This is a genomic window from Dactylosporangium sp. CA-233914 (assembly GCF_050942935.1).
In the GTDB taxonomy this organism is placed as follows: Bacteria; Actinomycetota; Actinomycetes; order Mycobacteriales; family Micromonosporaceae; genus Dactylosporangium.
On record NZ_CP192030.1, the window covers coordinates 11,353,600 to 11,374,789 of the forward strand.

Genomic DNA, 21,190 nt, shown 5'->3' on the forward strand with positions numbered 1-21,190 from the left:
CGACGACACGACCGCCGCCACGGCCACGACGATCACCAGCGGCTCGCACCGCGGTCCCGCAGGGCGCGGGCGTGCTGCTCCATCGACACCAGCTCACTGAACAGCCGCAGGTGCTCGTCCGCGCTGCTCACCGGGTTGATCCGCTGCAGCTTCGACTTCAGCTCCCCGATCGTGCGGTTCAGCGCCATCAGCTGCAGCCGGTTGATCGTCACCTCGACGTATCGCGGGTCCGGGTCCCCGTCCAGCCGCAGCGGCTCCACCGCCAACTCGGCCACCATCGCGCCGGCCGTCAGTTCCGAGCAGGCCTCGCGGACCTGCTCGATCCAGACCGCCCCGCCCGCGGCGCTCGAGGCGCCGCCCGCCTCCAGGACCGCCGTGCGCAGCGAGTGATAGGTCGGATGGGTGTACATCTCCGGGCCGATCGCGTCGAACATCGGCCCGGCGAGCGCGGGCTGCTGCAGCGCGAGCTTCAGCGCCTCCCGCTCCACGAGGGCCTCGGCGCTGTCGGGCGCGAGCACTCGGCGCTGGGCCGAGGCCGGCAGCGGGTCGACGACGCCCTTCGCGGCCGCGGCGACCGAGCGCTGGACGGTCTCGAGCTCCATGCCGAGGTCGCCGGCGAGCTTACGGGCATACTCGGGGCGCAGCGTGCGGTCCTTGATCTTCGCGACCAGGGGCGCGGTCGCGCGCAGGGCGCCGACGCGGCCCTCGGCGGTGTCGAGGTCGAAGCGCTGGATGACGGAGCGCAGCGCGAAGTCGAGCAGCGGCTGGCGGTCGGCGACCAGGTCACGCACGGCCGCGTCGCCCTTGGCCAGACGCAGCTCGCACGGGTCCATGTTGTCGGGGCCGACGGCGATGAAGGTCTGCGCGACGAACCGCTGGTCGTCCTCGAACGCGCGCAACGCCGCCTTCTGCCCGGCCGCGTCGCCGTCGAACGTGAAGATGATCTCGCCGCCGTAGCCGTCGGCGTCCATGAGCAGGCGGCGCAGGACCGAGATATGGTCACCGCCGAACGCGGTGCCGCAGGTCGCCACGGCGACAGGGACGCCGGCCAGGTGACAGGCCATCACGTCGGTGTAACCCTCCACGATCACGACCCGACTCTGCTTGGCGATCTCGCGCTTGGCCTGGTCGATGCCGTACAACACATGCGACTTCTTGTAGAGCGGCGTCTCGGGCGTGTTGAGGTACTTCGGCCCGTCATCGTCGTCGAACAGCTTGCGCGCGCCGAAGCCGATCACGTCACCCGAGATGTCCTTGATCGGCCACACCAGCCGGCGCCGGAACCGGTCGATCAGGCCGCCGGAGCGCCCCTCGCGGCACAGACCGGCGGTGGTCAACTCCTGCGCCGTGAACCCCTTCAGCCGCAGGTACTTGGCAAGGTTGTCCCAGCCCTCGGGGGCGAACCCGCACCCGTAGCGCTCCGCCGCCTCCTTGCTGAACCCGCGCTGGGCCAGGAACTCACGGGCCTTGCGAGCGCCGGGCGTGCCGAGCTGCTCGGAGTAGAAGCGGGCGGCCTCCGCGTGCGCGGCGACCAAGCGGTGCTTCTGCCCGCTGGGCCGCACGGGGGCGCTGCCGGCCTCGACGTAGTGCAGCTGCAGGCCCGCCCGCGACGCCAGCCGCTCGACCGACTCCACGAACGTGAGGTGGTCGTGGTCCATCAGGAACTTGATCGCGTCGCCACCGGCGCCACAACCGTGACAGAAATACACGTTCCGGGTGGGCGAAACGTTGAACGAGGCGGTCTTCTCGTCGTGGAACGGGCACAGCCCCTTGAGGTTGCCGCCGCCCGCCGAGCGCAGCGTGACATGCTCGGAGATCACGTCCTCGATCGACGTGCGCTCCCGGACCAGGGCGATGTCCTCGTCCTTGATCTTGCCGGCCAACCGCCACCTCCCCGCAGTCCGACGCCATACATCCTGCCTCGCGGCTACGACAATCTACGACTCGCGAGCTCTCGGCGGACCGCCGGGCCAAGTAAGGCCCTATGGCTACTCGAACCTCCGGGGTCCGGAATGAACCGGGCACGTCCGCCGGGACAACACGCGGATTTCGCCACGACACGCACCAGACGGGCGACAACCGACTTCGCCACACTGCCCCGCCATTGCGGTTTTCGTCGTGCGCGCCCGGCCGCGACGGCATACTTGACCAGGTTCGTGGCGCCGGCGACCGCATCGGCACGGCCCGATCCGTTGAGAACCTCTTCCCCGATGGGTGGTGCGACTGCCGGTGGTCATCGTCCTGCGGACCACGGACGACGTCCTGCGTTGGGCCGGCCGCCTGGTCGAGCCGCCGCTGCGTACGGCGATCGGACGACTGCCCGAGCCGTCCCGCGAGGTCGCCGAGCTGCAACTCGGCTGGCACGCGGGGGACGATGCCCCGGCCGCCTCGCTGCGCAGCGCGCTCACCCTGGTATGCGCGGACGCTGTCGGCGGCGACCCGCACGACGCGATGCCCTCCGCGGTCGCGGTCGAGCTCATGCACCACTGGTCGGCGATCCGCCGTGACCTGGTCGACGAGCGCGCCGACGGCACGGCCTGGAGCATCCTCGGTGCCGAGCCCGCCTCGCTCGGCGGCGAGGCGCTGCTCGCGCTCGCCTTCGACGTGATCGCGACCGGCGACCCGACGCACAGCTCCCCCGCGCGCCGTCTCACCCTGCTCGACCCTGACGCACCAGCCCGGCCGCGGCAGCGATCCGGACAGGCCGGCCCCGACCGCGCGATGCTGCGCATCCTGGGTGACACGGTGCAGGAGCTGCTGCACGGCCAGCACGCGTCCCTCGCCCTGCGCGACACCCGCCCCGAGACCGGCGGCGAGGAGCGCACCGACCTGCTGCGCGACTGCCTGGCCATGGTCGAGCAGCGCACCGGCGCCCTGTTCGGCTGTGCCTGCGCGCTCGGCGCCGTCGCCGGCGGCGGGGACGCGGCTCAGGTCGAGCGGCTGCGCCTGTTCGGCGTCCGGCTGGGCCTGGCCGTGCAGTTCACCGAGGATCTCCTGGGCATCTGGGGCGACGGCCGGCATTCCCCACGGTCGTATCCCGACCTGCGCCGCCGCCGTCGCTCCCTCCCCGTCGCCGCTGCGATCGCCGCCGGCGCGGACGAGCTGGTCGCGCTCTTCGACGGCCGTGGCCGGCTCAGCGACGCCGACGCCGAGCGCGCGGCGAAGACCATCGAGCAGTCCGGGGCGCGCGACTGGTGCCGGCGGCAGGCCGAGGAGCTGCTGTCGCAGGCCCTGCTGGCGCTCGACCTGGCCTCGCCCTCCCCGGCGGCGGTGGCCGAGCTGGTCGCTCTGGCCCGCCGCGCGACCGCCACGCCCCGCTGACCAGCCCCGCCGTCGCGCCGACGCTCGCCAGCCTTCCCGGCACTGCTGCCAGGCCTCTCGTACGACGCTCACGGACTTCACCTGCACCACTCCCCGCTTCCCGTAAACCGTCCGCCAGTTCATCTGCGCAACCGTCGACCCCTGCGGCACCACCGTCCCTCTGCTGCATCACTCGCCAGATCTCACCCGCTACCCTCTTGGCGTTCCGCGACCCGCGTCAGGTTCGTCGGCCGCCCGCCGGATCTCATCCGCCGCCACCCCTTCAGCGTTTCCCGACCGGCGCCGGGTTCGTTCGCCGCCCACCGGACTTCCCCGCCGGCTGTTGACCGCTCCGGCCGGTCCTTCACCGTCGGTCACCGTCCGGCCGCTCTCCTCCACCCGGAGCGTGGCCGATTTCGCCGCCTTTACCGGCCATATCCCATGCGTCTCGGGCGTCTCAAGATTTTCTCCGTTCCGCCGAACCGGATCGGCCCCCGCTCACGCCTAATGGGTTGAAGCACGGGGAGGGCGAGTCATGGCGGACGCCGTCGAGGAAGAGTTTCACGAGTTCGCGCGGTCAAGAATGCCCGCGCTGCGCCGAGCGGCGTATCTGCTATGCGGCGACTGGTCGCGCGGCGACGACGTCGTCCAGCGGACGCTGACGGACGTCTACGCGCGGTGGAAACGGGTGCGCGGGTTCGACAACATCGATGCGTACGTGCGCACGGTGCTCGTTCACCGGTTCATCGACGAGCAGCGGCGCGGCTGGTGGTCACGGGTCCACTTGGTGGAGCGACTACCCGACCGCTCGGTCGAGGACGTGGCACTGCAGAGCGTCGCGGTCGGGCTGGACCTGCGAAACGCCCTCGCCGAGCTTCCGCCGCGCCAGCGGGCCGTACTGGTGCTGCGGTTCTTCTGCGACATGTCCGTCGAACAGACCGCGGACGCGCTGCGCTGCGCGCCCGGCACCGTGAAAAGCCAGACGTCGGCGGCGCTGGGCACGATGCGCCGCATCCTGGCCCCGACACTCATCGACACGGGGAGGACAAAGTGAACGAGCTGGACGAGGGGGACCTACGGGTCCTCATGCATCGCGACGACGCCCCACCGGCGTCGCGCGTCGACCTCGATCGCGTGGTCAGCGACGGCCGCCGCGTGCGCCGCCGACGCGGCCTGGCCACGAGCGCCGTATCCGCCGCGGCGATACTCGCCCTGACCGGAACCGTGGCGCTCGCCCTCCAGAGCGGCCGGCCGGACGGGATGCCGTCGCAGGACGCAGGCCAGTCGGTCATGCCGCAGCGCCCCAGCGCGGGCGGCTTCGACCCAGTGCTCCTGCTCCGCCTGAAACCAGGCTGGCTCCCCCAGGGCGTGACGGCCGACCCCGACCCGTCGTTGTGGGCGGCGATGCAGTCCGAGCACTACAAGAATCAGGACGGCACGATCGACTTCACCATCACGCTTTACGCCAAGGGCTTCGTCCCCAACTCGTTGAACCACGCCGAGGCTGGCACCGCCCCTGGGACGACCCGATCCACGGAATCAGCCGGCGCCGGGCCGCAGTCCACCGGGTCGGCCGACGAGTCACGGCAGCCGGACGCCGGGCACGCGAAGTGGTTTTCTTACACCGGCAACCCGGACCACACCGGCATGCTCTGGAAGTGGGCCCCGGACTCGTATGCGACCATCGACGGATTCGCGCCGGGCACCAGGACCGAAGACGAGGCGCTTTGGCGGCACATCGCCGAGGAACTCGCCACGAACGCGCAGCGGCCGGTGCCGATCGCCGCGTATGTCGAATCAGTCCCGTCAGGCCTGTTCCTCGTGGGCTTTGACCGCGCCCGAAACCCGGCCACGGGGTTGACACGCACCACGCTGACGCTGAACACCCATGCGTACGTCCCAGCACCGGAGCGGAACGGCCCCGGCATGCGCATCCAAATCACCCCGGGCGGCCCTATGCCGGCTGTCTTCGAGCCCGACACCGGCGTAGACCTGCCCGGCCCCGGCCCGACCTACCTCGGCACCGTACACGTGCTCGATGACGTGAAGGACTGGACCATCGACCCGATCCGCTACTAAGCCGACGCCCGACCGCACCGGCGGCCAGGCACAGCGGGCAGTCCGGCGCGGCGCGGGGCCGGTCCGAGCACAGCGAGCAGCTCAGGCCCGGGGCGATCGGGCTGCTCGCCACCACAGCCGTGACCCGCTGCCCGGCGGCTCGGTCACGGCAGGCGGTTCGGGACCTGCACCCAGCCGACCACAGTGGGGCATGCGGAACCGCGCCACGGCTCGGGCGTACGAAGCGGCTCGGGCGCGGCAACGGAGCGGCTCGGGAAATGCGCCCAGCCGACCGCAGCGCGCCATCGCCAGAACCGCGCCACGGCTCGGACGCAGGAGCGGCTCGGGCACTGCGGGTGGCCTGGGCCGCACCAAGTTGCCCAACGCAGCGGACGGCCCAAGGACAGCGGAGGGCCCAGGCGCAACAGACGGCCCAAGGACAGCGGAGGGCCCAGGCGCAACGCGCGGCCTGGACACGCCAAACGGCTCAGGTACAGCAGATGGCTAGGGGGAGCGAACTCCGGGGCGATCAGCGATCCGAAGCGACGGGCGGGCTGAACGCAACGAGCGGCTCAAACGCGACGGGAGGCGTGCGCATGGCGGGCGGGCTGGACGCGGTCAGTGGCCCGAGCACGGCGACCGGCCCGTGTTCGGTGGGCGGTCCGTGCTCGGTGGGCGGACTGGGCGCGGCGGCGGGCTTGGCGGTGCGGTTACTTCAAGGCGGCGACTACCTGGGTCGCGCGGTTGGCGTGTTTCTGGTAGGCGCTGGGGTAGGCGGAGCGCTGGACCGCCTGGGCGGCGGCCGTCACGCTCATTTTCTGCCAGCCCGCTACCCGGCCCAGTGCGTTGTAGAACAGCATTGCGGAGTGGGACGGGTCCATGAGTTCGGACACGGTGCCCCAGCCCTGGCTTGCTCGCTGCTGGAACAGGCCCACCGAGTCGTGGTCGACCGAGACGCCGTCGTGCGGGAGCTTGAGGGAGGACGGGACGGCGGTGCTGGCCACGTTGTAGAGGTCGCTCTCCTGCATTGCGGTGGCCACCGCGACGATCAGGCCCTTCTCCGGCATGCCCTGGGATCGGCCCTGGCGGACGATCGCGGCCGCATTGTTCATCTGGGTCTGGTTGAGGCCGGCCACCGGGTGCGGTGGGGCGGGGGGCGGCGGTGGGGGCGGGGTCGTCGACGCCGGCGCGGGCGGGGTGCTCGACGGGGTTGGGGACGCGGAAGCGGATGGGGACTTGGTGGGGAAGATCAGCGAGACGTCCTCGGCGTGCGCGGGGGCGGGGGCCGCGAACGGGAGCGGGGCGGCCGGGCGGGCGCCGGGGCCTGAGCCGGAGGCCGACGCCAGCAGGGTGGCGGAGAGGACTACGGCGGAGAAGGTTCCGATCTTTACCGCCGGCCGGGCGGCGCGGCGATGTCGAGGACTGAACTGGCGCGGTAATGATTTCAAGAAAGGCTTCCTCTGGGTAGAGCGCACGGCGAAGCCGCATGCCGCATAGGGCATGCAGGAGCGCGGCGCACGAGAACAGGGCGCGCGGCATCGGCGTGATCCCGTGGTGCGGAAGGGATCGCGCGGTCAGTCAGGCGGTCGGCGTCAGGGCGTGGGCGAGGACCCCGCGGTGCGCGGAACGTCGCTACGCACCTCACGCGCTTGGCGTCAAAGGCACGGTCGCAAGGACCCACGGTGCGGGGGACCTCGCTACGCACCTCACGCGGTCGGCGTCAAAGGCACGGTCGCGAGGACCCCGCGGTCCGGGAACATCGCTGCGTACCTCACGCGGTTGGCGTCAGAGGCACGGTCGCGAGGACCCGCTTCCGGGGAATCGCTGCGTGGTTCAGGCCGTCGGCACGAAAGGACACGGGCGCGGACAGAACCCCTTGCGGCGCGGGAGAAGGCGCGCCTTGGCTCAGGCGGTCGGTGCAGGACCGGGAAGCGCCGGCAAGATCCGGGAGACGCCGGGACGGTCAGGTTCCAGTGGATACCTGTCCCAGAGGAATGCGATGGGCATCGAAGTGCAGCATGACAGTGGTTCTCCTTCCGGTGCCGCCTACCGGGTTAGCTGACGGGTTCGGACGGGAGGATTCGCCCTACCGTGACTCGGTCACGGATACACCCCAGATGGTGCCTGGGTCCCCGGCCCGCGACGCCGAAGTGTGCGGCGCGGCTCGACGGCGCCTGCTCGGTGGCCTCCCGGCTGGAAGACGCGTCGCCCGTAGCAGACCACCCGACCGTACTAGGCCTTCTCCGCCTCGGCCAACCGCAGCAACGGGATACCACCCGACGCACCGGCTCGCTCACCGTGCGCTGTCACCCGGTCCGTCATCCCGCGGCCGTGGCGATGGCCCTTCACCTGGTACATCGCGCGGTCGGCGGCGCGCAGGACGGCGACGGCATCCTGGGCCGTGTCGTCGATCACGGCGGCGCCGACGCTGACCTGGACGCGTATCACGTGACCGTCGTGCACCACCGGTGAGGAGACGGCGCTCTCGATGCGGTCGACCAGGGCGGCCACGGCGGCGACGTCCAAACCACCGGAGGCAGCGCCGGCGGCGTCCGGGCCGTCGCCGGCCAGGACCACGAACTCGTCGCCGCCGAGGCGGGCGACGGTGTCGCCGGGGCGGACGAGGGCGCGGAGGCGTTCGGCGACGGCGACGAGTACGGCATCCCCGGCGTCGTGCCCGAGGGTGTCGTTGACCACCTTGAAGTCGTCGAGGTCGCAGAAGAGCAGGGCGCTTCGGGCCTGGCCGGCATGGGCGCGCCGGATCGCGGCGGCCAGCGGGGCGGCCAGGGCGTCGCGGTTGGCCAGGCCGGTGAGCGGGTCGCGGGAGGCGCGGCGGACCAGGTCGGCCTCGGTGGCCTTGCGGCCGGTGATGTCCTGGACCTGCAGGATCGCGAAGGCGGGCGGGCCGGCGACGATCGACATCGTGACGGCGATCCAGATGGCGCGGCCGTCGCCGCGGACACAGCGGACCTCGTAGTCGCGTACGGGGGTGCCCTCGTGGGTGAGGGCGGCGGCGAAGGCGAGCCGGGCACGGTCGACGTCGTCGGGGTGCAGCAGGTCGGCGACGCGCTTGGAGACCAGCTCGGGCTCGGTGCGGCCCAGCAGCTCGCACAGGGCGGGGTTGACCCGGGACATGCGGGCCGTCTCGTCGCCGTCGAGGTTCATCATGCACATGCCGGTGCCGGCCCCGTCGAAGGCGAGGCGGAAGGCCTCCTCGCTGGCGGCGAGGTGGCGGCGCTCGCGCTGCAGGGCCTCGACCAGGTTGGCGTTGTCGATCGCGATGCCGGCCTGCGCGGCGAGCATCTCCAGCAGCTCGCGCTGCAGGGGGCCGGGGCGGCGGCCGTCGGTGGGCAGGTCGACGCCGAGGATGCCGACGAGCTCGCCGCCGGGTGCGCGCAGCGGGGCGAAGAGCGCGTCGAGCGGGTGCCAGCGCTCGTCCTCGGGCACGCCGTCGCCGCCCGGCACCTCGTCGGGCACCCAGGAGTGGATGTGGTCGCTATGGCGCTCGTGCGGCAGGTACCGCAGCTGCCCCCACTCCTCCGCCCGCCCCAGGTACTCCTCCAGCTCCTCCCGCGGGTATCGCGTGCCGAGCAGCGCCGCGCGGGCCTCCTCGGAGCCGGCGAGGGCGACCGCCTCGTAGACGCCCTCGGGGTGCAGGTAGTTGACGACGGCGACGGAGAACCCGGCCCCGTCGACCACGGCGTCGACGATGAGCTCCAGCGTCTCGGCCAGGGTGGTGCCGGTGTTGATCCGGCCGGTGATGCGATGCACGGAGCGGATCGCGGCCATCTCCGCATCCCGATCACGACTCATCGCGCGCCCACCCAGATCCGGCCGACCCTGCACCCTATACATCGACGCATCAAACCGGATCTGAAGTAAACCCCATGAGGTCAAGAAATCGCAATGCGTAGGCGGCGCGGCGGGCCTCGCGCATCATCGCCCGGATCATGAGGGCTGAGGTTCCCGCGCGCCGCCCAGGAGGCCCGCTTCGAGCTCGACGGGCTGGAGATCCTGCTTAGGGTGGAGTCATGAGCATCCCGACGGTGAGACTCAACTCCGGGTACGACATGCCGGTCTTGGGCTACGGCACCTATCCGCTACGGGGCCGCCGGGCCACGGACGCGATCCTGGCCGCGATCGAGTCCGGTTACCGGCTCATCGACACGGCCTCGGCGTACGGCAACGAGGACGCCGTCGGTGCGGCGGTGCGCGAGTGCGGCCTGGAGCGCGCCGAGCTGTTCGTCACCACCAAGCTGCGCGGCAGCGACCAGGGCCGCGGCTCGACCCGAGCGGGCCTGGAGGGGTCGCTCACGCGCCTCGGCCTGTCGTACGTCGACCTGTACCTCATCCACTGGCCGCTGCCTCGGGTCGGCAAGTACGTGGAGTCCTACGCCGAGATGGCGCAGCTGCAGCGCGAGGGCCTGATCCGCTCGCTCGGCGTGTCCAACTTCCTGCCCGAGCACCTGGCCGCGGTCGTCGCCGAGACCGGCATCCAGCCGGCCGTCGATCAGCTGCAGGTGTCCCCGTCGCACTCGCGGCCCGGGCTCGTCCATGAAGTGGCGCAGCAGGGCACGGTCGTGCAGGCCTGGAGCCCGCTGGAGCGCAACACCGGCGTCCTCGAGCACCCGTCGATCGCCGCGATCGCCGCGCGCCTCGGCGTCACCGGCGCCCAGGTCGTGCTGCGCTGGCTGCTGCAGCGCGACATCACCGTGGTTGCGCACTCCGGCGACCCGGGCCGCCAGCGCGCCAACGCCGATCTGTTCGGCTTCGAGCTGACCGCCGAGGACATGACGGCCGTCGACGCCGTCGACGCGGGCATACCGGTCAAGCAGGACCCGGCGACGTGGGAGGAATTCTGAGCCGGCCGCCCCGGCAGCGCGGTCAGGCCAAAAGGTCCGCCAGGGGGACGGCCGGGTCGGCGAGGCGGTCCAGGTCGATCGCGCGCCCCTGGTAGCCGGCGCGGATCAGGGCCTGGATCGGGTCGGTCACGTCCCAGACGTTGGCGTTCATGCCGGCCAGCACGCGGCCGTCCTTCACCCAGAACGCGATGAACCCGTCCTGGCCGGCCGGGTCGCCGCGGAACACCACCCGGTCGTACTCCCCCGGCGGCGCGTACCCGCTGTACTCCATCCCGAGGTCGTACTGGTCGGAGAAGAAGTACGGCACCCGGTCGTACACGACGTCCTCGCCCAGCAGGGCGCGGCCCGCCGCCTTGCCGCCGTTGAGCGCGTTGGCCCAGTGCTCGACGCGAATCCGGCGGCCCAGGAGCGGGTGGTCGAGGTTCACCACGTCGCCGGCGGCGTAGACGTCGTCGGCCGACGTGCGCAGGCCCGGGTCCACGACGATCCCGTTGTCGACCGCCAGGCCGCCGTCGACCGCGAGCTCGGTGTTGGGCTGGATGCCGATGCCGACCACGGCGAGGTCCGCGGGCAGGGACGTGCCGTCGGAGAGCTCGACGGCGCTCAGCCGGCCGTCGGCGCCGGTGAAGGAGGCGACCGAGGTGCCGAAGCGGAAGTCGACGCCCTGGGCGCGGTGCAGGTCGGCGTAGATGCGCCCGACCTCGTCGCCGAGCACGCGCTGCAGGGGCAGGTCGGCCTGCTCGACGACGGTGACGCTCGCGCCGTGATGGCGGGCCGCGGCGGCCGTCTCCAGGCCGATCCAGCCGGCGCCGATGATGACGACGTTGGCGGCGGTGCGCAGGTGGGCGAGCAGGGCGTCGGACTCGTCGAGCGTGCGCAGGTAGCGCACGCCGGCGAGGTCGGCGCCGGGGACGGGCAGGGTGCGCACGCGGGAGCCGGTGGTCAGCAGGAGCTTGTCGTAGTGCAGCTCGTCGACGCCGTCGAGGGTGACGGTGTGGGCGGGCGGGTCCAGGTGAGTGACGCGGGTGGCGAGGCGCAGGTCGACGTCGTGCTCGGAATACCACCCCGGCTCGTGCACGAACGCCTTCTCGCGGGCGCCCTCCTTGCCCTGCAGGTGGGCCTTGGACAGCGGCGGGCGCTCGTAGGGGCGCTCGGTCTCCTCGCCGATCAGGACAATCTTGCCGGTGAAGCCCTCGGCGCGCAGCGTCTCCGCCGCCTTCGCGCCGGCCAGGCTCGCCCCGACGATCACGAACGTGCGCTCATCAGCCATGGGGACAAGCCTTTCACACAGAGCTGTCAGGAGCCGCGAGCCGCGCATGCCACGCCACCGCCGCGGGGTCGGTCAAACTGGCGACCTGGTCGATGACGACACGAAGACGAGCATGATCAGAATCGGCGACACGCCACATGGGCGCGAAAACCGGGTCGAGGTCACGACCCTCGCGCTCCAGCAGCACGAAAACCAGCCGTTGCAGCAGGGCCGCCTCGTCGGCGTAGCGCTGCTCGGAGCCGGGGCGGCGCATGACGTATCGCAGCGCGATGCCCTTGAGCAGGGCGCAGTGCGCCCGCACGAGCGGCGGGACGAGCAGGTCGGCGTCGTACCGCCGCAGCTGGGCGGGGCCGTAGCGCTCGCGGGTCGCCGTGACCGCGGCCGCCGCGAACCGGCCGGTCAGCACGCTGGTCATCCGCTTGAGAGCGATCTGCGCGGGGTGGCTGCCGTCGTAGTCGTCCAGCGGCTCGAAGACGGGGTCGGCGAGCAGGTCGATCAGGATGGCGTCGAGGTCGGCGAGGGACTCGTGGGAGTAGGCGGCGGCCACGTCGGCGCACAGGGCCACGCGCTCGGCGGCGTCGATGCGCAGCGGGGTGAGGTGGACGTACCCCCCATGGATCCCGTCCTCGAGATCGTGCACGGAGTAGGCGACGTCGTCGGCCCAGTCCATGACCTGCGCCTCGAGGCACTTACCCGGCCCGGCGCCGTCGCGCAGCCAGGCGAAGACCGAAGCGTCGTCGGGGTACACCCCGAACTTGCGTCGGCCGGGTTCCCGCGGCCACGGATACTTCGACACCGCGTCCAGCGAGGCCCGGGTGAGGTTGAGCCCGGCGCCCGCGACCTTGGCCTCCAGCCGGGTCAGCACCCGCAGCGTCTGCGCGTTGCCCTCGAAGCCCCCGCACGCGGCGGAGACCTGGTCCAGCGCGTCCTCGCCGTTGTGCCCGAACGGCGGGTGGCCGAGGTCGTGCGCCAGGCACGCGGTGTCCACGACGTCGGGGTCGCAGCCGAGCCGGGCGCCCATCTCGCGGCCGATCTGCGCGACCTCCAGCGAGTGGGTGAGCCGGGTGCGCAGGAACGCGTCGGTGCCGGCCGTGTGGACCTGGGTCTTGGCGGCCAGCCGGCGGAACCCGGCGGAGTGCAGGACCCGGGCGCGGTCGCGCTGGAAGGGCGTCCGGCCGTTGTCGGCGGAGTTCGTGACCGTGTCCTTCAGCGGTTCCGGCACGAATCGGTCTTCGTCAGCGCTGGTCACGCTTCGAGCTTAGAAGAGTCCTCATCTCCCGGCGCCGGGATCGGCACCGGCGGCTCGTTGAGCGCCTCGACCACCGGGGTCATGAGGACCTTGCCGGCGGCCACGACCGGGATGGCCATCAGCGCGCCGACGACGCCGAGGATCGCCCCGCCGACGAGGGCGGCGAGCAGCACCGCGACCGAGGACAGGTCGACGGTGTCGCGCAGCACGCGCGGGGCGATGAGATAGTTCTCCAGCTGCTGGTACGCCACGAAGAACACGATCAGCACGATCGTGGACGTGACGTCGCCGGTGACCAGGGCGACGATGCAGCAGCCGACGGCCCCGACGGTGGCGCCGATCATCGGGATGAGGTCGGTGAGCGCGACCCACACGGCCAGCGGCAGCGCGAAGGGCACGCCGAGGGCGAACAGGCAGACGAAGGACGATACGCCGGCGAAGAGCGAGATGATCAGGTTTCCGATCATGTACCCGCCGACCTTGTCGACCACGACGTTGATCGCCCGCGCGGCGCGGGGCCGGTTCGCCCGCGGGACCAGGCGCACCAGGCCGCGGCGGATGCGGGGCAGGTCGGCCATGAAGTAGATCGTGAGCACCGCGACCAGCAGCACGTTGACCAGCGCGCTGAAGATTCCGGTGACCACGCCGAGCGCGCCGCCGCCGATCTCGCCGGGCAGCGTCCTGGCGTACTCCGTCAGCTTCTCGGTCAGCCCGTAGCGCTCGGCGATCTCCTGGTAGGCCCGCGAGCGCTGCGGCAGCTCCTGCAGGTACTTCGGGACGTTGTCCAGCAGTTGCCCGGCCTGCCCGGCCAGGGGCGGCACCAGCGACCAGATGAACGAGGCGAGGATGGAAAGCGCCAGGACCAGGATGATGCCGACCGCGATCGAACGGCGCACGCCGTGGCGGATCAGCAGGCGTACGGCGGGATCGAGACTGACCGCCACGAACAGCGCGATGATCACCTGGACCAGCACCTGCCGGACGGAGTACACCGCGAACGCGCCCAGGCCGACGGTGAGCAGCCCGAGCCCCGCGGCGATCGCCAGCCGGTAGGTTTTTGCGAAGGTCATCGTTTTGGCCGGATGACGCAAAATTCATTGCCCTCGGGGTCGGCGAGGACCACCCAGGCGGCATTCTCGGGCTGACCGACGTCCACGTGCCGGGCGCCCATGTTCACCAGTCGCTCCAGCTCGGCGTCGAGGTCGTCGGGGCGCAGGTCGAGGTGGAGCCGGTTGCGGGCCGGGGCCTCCGGGTCGTGGGAGGTGAAGACGATACGGGGATGACCGTCGATCGCCGGCCCGATCACGACCTCGCGCGGGGACACGCTCTCCACGCGATGGTCCAGCACCTCGGCCCACCATCGCCCCAGGCGCTCCGGGTCGACCGCGTCCACGATCAGGGCGTACCACCGACTCCCCATAAACACCTCCACGGTCGACGTGGGGACCCACCATACGCCGGGTCCCCGCCCGTCGCAGCCACGTGCGGCGGCGGAGGGGTTGGGCAGCCTAGTACGTTTCCGTCACCTCCGAAGGCGAAACGTGCAAAATGCAAAATTCAAAAGACGATCAGTCAGACCTTACTGTCCGAAGCCCGGAGTAGTGGATCAATGAACGCTTGGTAATTTTCCGGGAGCGCATCGTCGTACGCCACTGGACGGCGCCTGCGCGACTCCGCACCGCGAACCGGGAGCACCTGTGCCTGTGATCGATGAATGTCTCCGCCGCGCCATGACCATCCGGGGCGCGATCGGGGCCAGCCTCATCGACTACACCACCGGCCAGACCCTGGGCCTCGAAGGCGGTCAGGAGAACGTCGCGCCGCACGCCGACCCGACCGCCGCCGCCCTGGGCACGGCGAGCGTCATCCATGCCGCGATGCAGACGGCGGCCTATGCTCCGGCCGTGCCGGGCGACACCGTGGAGGACGTCATCATCAGCACATCGGCCGCTTACCACCTGATCCGGCCGGTACGCACCAGCTTCGACTCGCGACTGGTCCTGTACGTCTGGCTCGACCGGAACGAGGGCAACCTGGCCATCGCCCGCCGCCGCGTCCGCTCCCTGGCCGACGACCTCGCGTGAACTCGGTCGCGGTGGGGGCGAAGGCGAGCGCCCCCGGTAAGCAGCCACGTTTTCCGCGGGGCACGACACCCGCGAAGGCCCTGGGGCAGCTCGCCGCCGAGGGCGCCACGGGCGCGCTGACGGTGCACGGCGAGCCCGGCGGCGTGGTGTTCCTGCGCGACGGCCTGGTCAACGGCTGCGAGTCGCCGGCGGCGCCGAGCGTGGACCGGCTGCTGACCGCCTGCGGCAAGGTGGCCGAGCGGGTGTGGGAGACCATCCCGTCGCGCCCCGCGCGGGCGCTCGTCGAGGGCGGGCACGTGACGGTGGCGGAGATCGAGCTGTGTGCCCTGCAGTCGCTGTACGACGCCGCGTTCTTCGTGCTCGGCACCGCCCGGCCCGAGCTGCGCTTCAACCCGGGCATCGAGCACTGGCTCGGCGCGGACGGCACGGTGACGGCGGACCAGGTGTGCGACCACGTCACCCGGCAACGGCGCATGCTCGACGAGGTGCACCCCTCGGCGGCTACGGACATGGCCCCGGTCGTTCCGGTCCTGCGGCCCGGCCTCGACCGGGTGCTGCTGTCCGGACTGCAGTGGGAGATCATCCTGCACGCCGACGGGCAGCGCACGCCGCAGGACCTGGCCGGCCTCCTGGGCCGCTCGGCCTACGCCGTGACGCTGGACGTGCGCCGGCTCGCCGCGGCGGGGCTGATCGTGCCGCCGGCGCCGCCGCAGGAGGCGCCGGTCATCAGGGCGATCGCGGTCGTACCCCATGAGCCCGAGCCGGAGCCGGAGTCGCTGCCGCAACGCGTCCCCGGCACCTTCACGTTCGACGAGCCCCCGCCCGTGGCGGCGCGGCGCGAGCTGCCGGCGGGGGTCAGCGCGCTGGCGGTGCTGCCCGGGGCGATCGACAAGGCCCCGGACGAATCGCTGCTCAAGCGCATCCGGGCGGCACTGCAGGCGCTGCGATAGGCCGGCACACATGGGAGACCTCGAAAAGTATCGAAGACCTCGCAGAGGAGGAACCGGCTCGATGAGGACCGACGCGGAGCTGCGCGGCGAGCTGTTGCAGGAGCTCGGCCGGCTACGCCGAGTCGTGCCGGAGATCACCGGTTGCCTGGTCGCCACCACCGACGGCCTGCTCATCGCCGACGACACCCACTCGCTCGCCGTGGAGGGCGTGGCCGCACTCTCGGCCGCCTGCCTCGGTGTCAGCCAGCGGATCGCCGACAGCGCCGGTCACCAGGACTTCCAGGAGGTGCTCATCAGCAGCTCGGGCGGGCACGTCGCGATGTACATGGCCGGGCACGGCGCGGTCCTGGTCCTGCTGGCGAGGGCCGACGCGAACGTGGCGCGGCTGCACCACGAGGCCCGGCGCGCCATCGCGGTGGTGTCCCGGGTGATGACCGACGCGGCGCTGGGCTTCGCGCAGGCAGTACCGGAGCCGGCGGCACAGTGAGCCGCAACGGTGGCGCCCACCGCAGGTACGGACGAAGTAATGCATCACCGACTTCCCCCACTTCCCCCACTTCACCAAGCAAGCGACTCACGGAGGTAGCCATGGCGGACATGGAGACTGCGCTCAAGGAACTCATGCAGATCGACGGCGCGATCGGCGTCGCGCTCGTCGACTACAACAGCGGGATGGCGCTGGGTGTGCTCGGCGGCTCCAAGGACCTCGACCTGACCGTCGCCGCGGCGGGCAACACCGACGTCGTGCGGGCCAAGATGCGCACGATCGAGATGCTCAACCTCAAGGACGGCATCGAGGACATCCTCATCACGCTGAACAACCAGTACCACCTGATCCGCCCGGTCACCGGCCGCTCCGGCAAGGGCCTGTTCCTCTACCTGGCGCTCGCGCGCTCGCGGGCCAACCTCGCCCTGGCCCGCCACCAGTTGCTGCGCGTCGAGGACGAGCTGGAGATGTGACGCCGCACAGAGGAAAGGCCGGGGCGCCATTGCCCCGGCCTTTCTCTATATGTTCACCGGGGACTCGAAACCCGGTGATCGGGCACCGCTCGACTCACGTCATCGGGAGTCGGAGCCGGTGGTCTCGATGGCCGCGCGGCCGGCCTCCAGGCGGGCGACCGGGACGCGGAACGGCGAGCAGGACACGTAGTCCAGGCCCACCTCGTGGAAGAAGTGCACGGAGTCGGGGTCACCGCCGTGCTCGCCGCAGACGCCGAAGTGCAGGTCCGGGCGGGCCGCGCGGCCCTCCTCCACGGCGATGCGCACTAGGCGGCCGACCCCGTCGCGGTCGATGGACTCGAACGGCGAGACGCCGAAGATGCCCAGCTCCAGGTATCGCCAGAAGAACGCGCCCTCGACGTCGTCGCGGGAGAAGCCCCAGCCCATCTGGGTCAGATCGTTGGTGCCGAACGAGAAGAAGTCGGCGGCCTGCGCGATGTCGCCGGCCGTCAGCGCGGCCCGCGGCACCTCGATCATCGTGCCGATCTTCACGTCCACGGCGAACTCGCCGATGATCTTCTCGGCCTCGGCGCGGATCGTCTCCAGCTCCTGCACCGCGCCGACCAGCGGCACCATGATCTCCGGGTGGGCGCCCTCGACGGCCGCGGCCGCCTCGACGATCGCCCGCACCTGCATGGCGAACAGGCCCGGGATGACCAGGCCGAGGCGCACGCCGCGCAGGCCCAGCATCGGGTTCTCCTCGTGCATGCGGCGTACGGCGTCGAGCAGGTCCTTGTCCCGCCCCGGGTCCTCGCCGCGCTCCTCGGCCACGGCCACCTTCACGGCGAGGTCGGTGAGCGGCGGAAGGAACTCGTGCAGGGGCGGATCGATCAGCCGTACGGTCACGGGCAGGCCGGCCATCTCGCGGAACAGCTCGGTGAAGTCGGCGCGCTGCAGGGGCAGCAGTTCGGCGAGGGCGGCGTCGCGCTGCTCGCCGGTGCGGGCCAGGATGAGCCGCTCGACGAGGGCGCGGCGCTCACCGAGGAACATGTGCTCGGTGCGGCACAGGCCGATACCCTGGGCGCCGAAGCGGCGGGCCCGGGCCGCGTCCTCGCCGGTGTCGGCGTTGGTGCGCACGCGCAGCCGCCGGCGCTCGTCGGCGTGGGTGAGGATACGGTGCACGGCGGAGACGAGCGGGTCCGCGCCGGGTTCGAGGGTGCCCTCGAAGTACTGCACCACGGGCGAGGGCTGGACCGGCACCTCGCCGAGGTAGACGCGGCCGGTCGTGCCGTCGACCGAGATGACGTCGCCCTCGCTCACGACGTGACCGTCCACCGTGAACTGTCCCTTGTGGAGGTCCACGGTGAGCTCGTCGGCGCCGCAGACGCAGGTCTTGCCCATGCCGCGGGCGACCACGGCGGCGTGCGAGGTCTTGCCGCCCCGGCTGGTGAGGATGCCCTGGGCGGCGATCATGCCGGGCAGGTCGTCGGGGTTGGTCTCCCGGCGTACCAGGATGACCGCCTCGCCCTCCTTGGCCATCGCCACCGCGTGCTGCGCGTCGAAGACGGCCTTGCCCACGGCCGCGCCCGGCGACGCGCCGACCCCGCGGGTCAGCTGCTCGGGCTCGTGGGACAGGTCGAACGTCGGGAACATCAGCTGCGCCAGCTGCGCGCCGTTCACCCGGTGGGTGGCCTCGTCGAGGTCGATGACGCCCTCGTCGACGAGGTGCGTGGCGATGACGAACGCGGCGGCGGCGGTGCGCTTGCCGACCCGGGTCTGCAGCATCCACAGCTTGCCGCGCTCGATGGTGAACTCGATGTCGCACAGGTCCTTGTAGTGCTCCTCGAGCTTCGCCATGATCGACATCAGCTCGTCGTAGCTGGCCTTGTCACGCTGCTCGAGGTCCTGCAGCGGCATGGTGTTGCGGATGCCGGCCACGACGTCCTCGCCCTGGGCGTTGACCAGGTAGTCGCCGTAGACCCCGCGCTCGCCGGTGGCCGGGTCGCGGGTGAACGCCACGCCGGTGCCCGAGTCCGCGCCGAGGTTGCCGAACACCATCGCCACCACGTTGACGGCGGTGCCGAGGCTGCTCGGGATGCGCTCCTGGCGGCGGTACAGCACCGCACGGTCGGCGTTCCAGGACCGGAACACGGCGCCGACGGCGAGGTCGAGCTGCTCGCGGGGGTCCTGGGGGAAGTCCCGGCCGGTGTGCTCGCGGAAGATCTCCTTGTACCGCTGCACGAGGTCCTTGAGGTGCCCGGCCTTCAGCCCCACGTCGTCGCGGGTCCCGGCGGCGTGCTTGGCATCGTCCAGCGCGTGCTCGAACTTCTCGCCCGGCACGTCGCAGACGGTCTTGCCGAACATCTGGATGAGCCGCCGGTAGGAGTCCCAGGCGAAGCGCTCGTCCCCGCCGGCCTGCGCGGCCAGCCCGGCGACGCTGTCGTCGGTGAGCCCGACGTTGAGCACCGTCTCCATCATCCCGGGCATGGAGAACTTGGCCCCGGAACGCACCGACACCAGCAGCGGGTCGCCCGGGTCCCCGAGCCGGCGCCCCATCCGCCGCTCCAGCGCCATGAGGTGCTCGGTGATCTCCGCGCGGCCCGGGATCTCGCCGGACTCCAGAAACGCCCGGCAGGCGTCGGTGGTGATCGTGAAGCCGGGCGGGACCGGAAGCCCGAGATTGGTCATCTCGGCCAGGTTCGCGCCCTTGCCCCCGAGCAGCTCCTTGAGCTCGCGGTTGCCTTCTTCGAAGTCGTACACGAACTTCTGCACAACGCCTCCATACCCCTGAACCCGCGTTAGGTATCAGGTGGTGCGGGACACCGTAAGGCTTCTTTTCGATCGTTTGCCATGCCGGGTGACATGTCCCATAGGAGTTGCACGGCAACTGGCACGCTTTTCGATTCAGCGTGCTTTTGGGAGCGGTTCCATGCGCAAGTTCAGTCAGAGAGCGCTCTCTTTCCCGTTTTCCGAGAATGTTTGTTGATGAATCACAGAAGCCGTTTTCACGCACTTTCGCGCAGCGACACGATTTGGGTCACCCTCGCGCCCCGTGCGATCCTCGAAGGCGTGCCGCTGCAGCTGGGCCCGTACACGGTCGACCCCCCGGTGGTGCTGGCCCCGATGGCCGGCATCACCAACGTGGCGTTCCGCCGGCTGTGCCGCGAGCAGGGCGCCGGCCTCTACGTGTGCGAGATGATCACGACCCGCGCCCTGGTCGAGCGCAATCCCAAGACCATGTCGATGATCCGCTTCGCCGAGGGCGAGCACCCCAGAAGCCTGCAGCTGTACGGCGTGGACCCGGCCACCATCCGCAAGGCGGTCGAGATGATCGTCGAGGAGAACCTGGCCGACCACATCGACATGAACTTCGGCTGCTCGGTACCGAAGGTCACCCGCCGCGGCGGCGGCAGCGCCCTACCGTGGAAACGCCGGCTGTTCCGGGACATCGTCAGCTCGGCGGTGACGGCCGCCGGCCCACTGCCAGTGACGGTGAAGATGCGCATCGGCATCGACGACGATCACCGCACGTTCCTGGACGCGGCCCTGACCGCCCAGGACGCCGGCGTGGCCTGGGTCGCCCTGCACGCCCGCACCGCCGCCCAGCGCTACTCGGGTGAGGCGGATTGGTCCGCGATCGCCGAACTGAAGCAGACCCTGGACATTCCCGTCCTGGGCAACGGCGACATCTGGGAGGCCACGGACGCCCACCGCATGATGACGTCAACGGGCTGCGACGGCGTGGTGATCGGCCGCGGCTGCCTGGGCCGCCCCTGGCTCTTCGCCGACCTGGCGGCCTCGTTCGCCGGCTCGTCCGAGCGCCGGCTCCCGACACTGGGCGAGGTGGCCGCGCTGATGTACCGCCACGCCGAACTGCTCACCGAGTGGCTGGGCACGGAACGCGACGGCGTGACGGACTTCCGCAAACACGTGGCCTGGTATCTAAAGGGCTTCCCGGCAGGCGGCGAACTACGCCGCTCAATGGCCATGGCTTCGTCCCTGGCGGAGCTGTCGGACCTACTCGGCCAGTTGGACCACAACGCCGAGTTCCCGCGCGAGATCCTGGGCCAGCCAAGGGGCCGAACAGGCACACCGGGCAAGGTGACCCTCCCGGAAGGCTGGCTGGACGACCGCGACTCGGACCACATTCCCCAGGACGCCGAACTAGACGACTCCGGCGGCTGATCCCGCGCCATTCACACACGACACTTCGTCCATTCCCGCACCCGCTGCGTGATTCTTCCTTCGATGCGCTCCCGACAGCCAAGGCTGGCGTAGTCGCTCAGGTGGATCGTCGTCGCAGCCGGCTTGAGCGTCGATCACCGCGGCCCCGCGCAAGACGAGGGTCGTGACATGGCGCCGGGCGTCGAGCGCGACCTCGAATGGGAGCGCCTGAGCCGAACCACGCCGCCCAGTCTCGTGCGACCCCGCGTTGACCCTGAAGATCATCGCGGTCTTGTCCGCCCTGACCGGGTCGA

Annotated in this window: 17 protein-coding genes and 1 riboswitch; of the genes, 9 read left to right on the forward strand and 8 right to left on the reverse strand. The window is 71.2% G+C overall.

Annotated features, from left to right (window positions below; all coding sequences use genetic code 11):
- Positions 1-32 precede the first annotated feature (32 nt).
- Complete coding sequence (gene dnaG / locus ACQPY0_RS50550; protein ID WP_432978256.1) at positions 33-1,883, reverse strand: DNA primase; 1,851 nt, start codon at positions 1,881-1,883, stop codon at positions 33-35.
- A gap of 334 nt (positions 1,884-2,217) precedes the next feature.
- Between dnaG and ACQPY0_RS50555 the strand changes: the two genes are divergently transcribed.
- From ACQPY0_RS50555 to ACQPY0_RS50565, 3 genes are all read left to right on the forward strand, one after another.
- Positions 2,218-3,321, forward strand: a complete 1,104-nt coding sequence (locus ACQPY0_RS50555) for a polyprenyl synthetase family protein (RefSeq protein ID WP_432978259.1) — start codon at positions 2,218-2,220, stop codon at positions 3,319-3,321.
- Between the two features lie 514 nt (positions 3,322-3,835).
- Positions 3,836-4,354, forward strand: coding sequence for a SigE family RNA polymerase sigma factor (locus tag ACQPY0_RS50560; protein ID WP_432978262.1), 519 nt, complete (start codon positions 3,836-3,838; stop codon positions 4,352-4,354).
- Positions 4,351-5,379, forward strand: coding sequence for a hypothetical protein (locus tag ACQPY0_RS50565; protein ID WP_432978265.1), 1,029 nt, complete (start codon positions 4,351-4,353; stop codon positions 5,377-5,379). The genes ACQPY0_RS50560 and ACQPY0_RS50565 overlap by 4 nt, the downstream gene beginning before the upstream one ends.
- A 689-nt stretch (positions 5,380-6,068) precedes the next feature.
- Here the strand turns inward: ACQPY0_RS50565 and ACQPY0_RS50570 are convergent.
- Entirely contained in the window at positions 6,069-6,806 is a 738-nt protein-coding gene (locus ACQPY0_RS50570) for a hypothetical protein (RefSeq protein ID WP_432978268.1), read from the reverse strand.
- A 580-nt stretch (positions 6,807-7,386) separates the two neighbouring features.
- Positions 7,387-7,528: riboswitch (cyclic di-AMP (ydaO/yuaA leader) on the reverse strand.
- 62 nt (positions 7,529-7,590) lie between these two features.
- On the reverse strand, positions 7,591-9,171 hold the full coding sequence (locus ACQPY0_RS50575) for a diguanylate cyclase domain-containing protein (protein ID WP_432978271.1): 1,581 nt from the start codon (positions 9,169-9,171) through the stop codon (positions 7,591-7,593).
- A gap of 218 nt (positions 9,172-9,389) precedes the next feature.
- Between ACQPY0_RS50575 and ACQPY0_RS50580 the strand changes: the two genes are divergently transcribed.
- Positions 9,390-10,220, forward strand: coding sequence for an aldo/keto reductase (locus ACQPY0_RS50580; RefSeq protein ID WP_432978274.1), 831 nt, complete (start codon positions 9,390-9,392; stop codon positions 10,218-10,220).
- 22 nt (positions 10,221-10,242) lie between these two features.
- Here ACQPY0_RS50580 and ACQPY0_RS50585 read toward each other — a convergent pair whose 3' ends face one another.
- From ACQPY0_RS50585 to ACQPY0_RS50600, 4 genes are read right to left on the reverse strand one after another with little or no spacing between them, the layout of a single operon-like run.
- Positions 10,243-11,490 carry an NAD(P)/FAD-dependent oxidoreductase gene (locus ACQPY0_RS50585; protein WP_432978277.1) on the reverse strand — a complete coding sequence of 416 codons (1,248 nt, stop codon included), beginning with the start codon at positions 11,488-11,490 and terminating at the stop codon, positions 10,243-10,245.
- Positions 11,491-11,503: 13 nt separating this feature from the next.
- Positions 11,504-12,739, reverse strand: a complete 1,236-nt coding sequence (locus ACQPY0_RS50590; RefSeq protein WP_432978280.1) for a deoxyguanosinetriphosphate triphosphohydrolase — start codon at positions 12,737-12,739, stop codon at positions 11,504-11,506.
- Complete coding sequence (locus ACQPY0_RS50595) at positions 12,736-13,809, reverse strand: AI-2E family transporter (RefSeq protein ID WP_432978283.1); 1,074 nt, start codon at positions 13,807-13,809, stop codon at positions 12,736-12,738. The genes ACQPY0_RS50590 and ACQPY0_RS50595 overlap by 4 nt, the downstream gene beginning before the upstream one ends.
- The gene (locus ACQPY0_RS50600) at positions 13,806-14,159 is read right to left on the reverse strand and encodes a VOC family protein (protein ID WP_432978286.1); all 354 of its coding nucleotides are present in this window, start codon (positions 14,157-14,159) and stop codon (positions 13,806-13,808) included. Before ACQPY0_RS50600 ends, ACQPY0_RS50595 begins: the two co-directional genes overlap by 4 nt.
- 310 nt (positions 14,160-14,469) lie before the next feature.
- Between ACQPY0_RS50600 and ACQPY0_RS50605 the strand changes: the two genes are divergently transcribed.
- The 4 genes from ACQPY0_RS50605 to ACQPY0_RS50620 all read left to right on the forward strand — a co-directional run bounded on the left by ACQPY0_RS50605 (position 14,470) and on the right by ACQPY0_RS50620 (position 16,733).
- On the forward strand, positions 14,470-14,823 hold the full coding sequence (locus ACQPY0_RS50605) for a hypothetical protein (RefSeq protein ID WP_432978289.1): 354 nt from the start codon (positions 14,470-14,472) through the stop codon (positions 14,821-14,823).
- A complete protein-coding gene (locus tag ACQPY0_RS50610) occupies positions 14,820-15,773 on the forward strand; it encodes an ADAM 12 protein (protein WP_432978292.1) in 954 nt (317 codons plus the stop codon). The genes ACQPY0_RS50605 and ACQPY0_RS50610 overlap by 4 nt, the downstream gene beginning before the upstream one ends.
- Before the next feature lie 61 nt (positions 15,774-15,834).
- Positions 15,835-16,260 carry a roadblock/LC7 domain-containing protein gene (locus ACQPY0_RS50615; RefSeq protein WP_432978295.1) on the forward strand — a complete coding sequence of 142 codons (426 nt, stop codon included), beginning with the start codon at positions 15,835-15,837 and terminating at the stop codon, positions 16,258-16,260.
- A 101-nt stretch (positions 16,261-16,361) separates the two neighbouring features.
- Positions 16,362-16,733 carry a hypothetical protein gene (locus ACQPY0_RS50620; protein WP_432978298.1) on the forward strand — a complete coding sequence of 124 codons (372 nt, stop codon included), beginning with the start codon at positions 16,362-16,364 and terminating at the stop codon, positions 16,731-16,733.
- Between the two features lie 99 nt (positions 16,734-16,832).
- On the opposite strand, the gene ppdK is transcribed toward ACQPY0_RS50620, so the two are convergent.
- Positions 16,833-19,484 carry a pyruvate, phosphate dikinase gene (gene ppdK / locus ACQPY0_RS50625; protein WP_432978301.1) on the reverse strand — a complete coding sequence of 884 codons (2,652 nt, stop codon included), beginning with the start codon at positions 19,482-19,484 and terminating at the stop codon, positions 16,833-16,835.
- Between the two features lie 351 nt (positions 19,485-19,835).
- Here ppdK and dusB point away from each other — a divergent pair, with 351 nt between their 5' ends.
- Positions 19,836-20,897 (forward strand): tRNA dihydrouridine synthase DusB, encoded by a 1,062-nt coding sequence (gene dusB, locus ACQPY0_RS50630; protein ID WP_432995749.1) that lies wholly within the window; start codon positions 19,836-19,838, stop codon positions 20,895-20,897.
- The last annotated feature ends 293 nt before the right edge of the window (positions 20,898-21,190 follow it).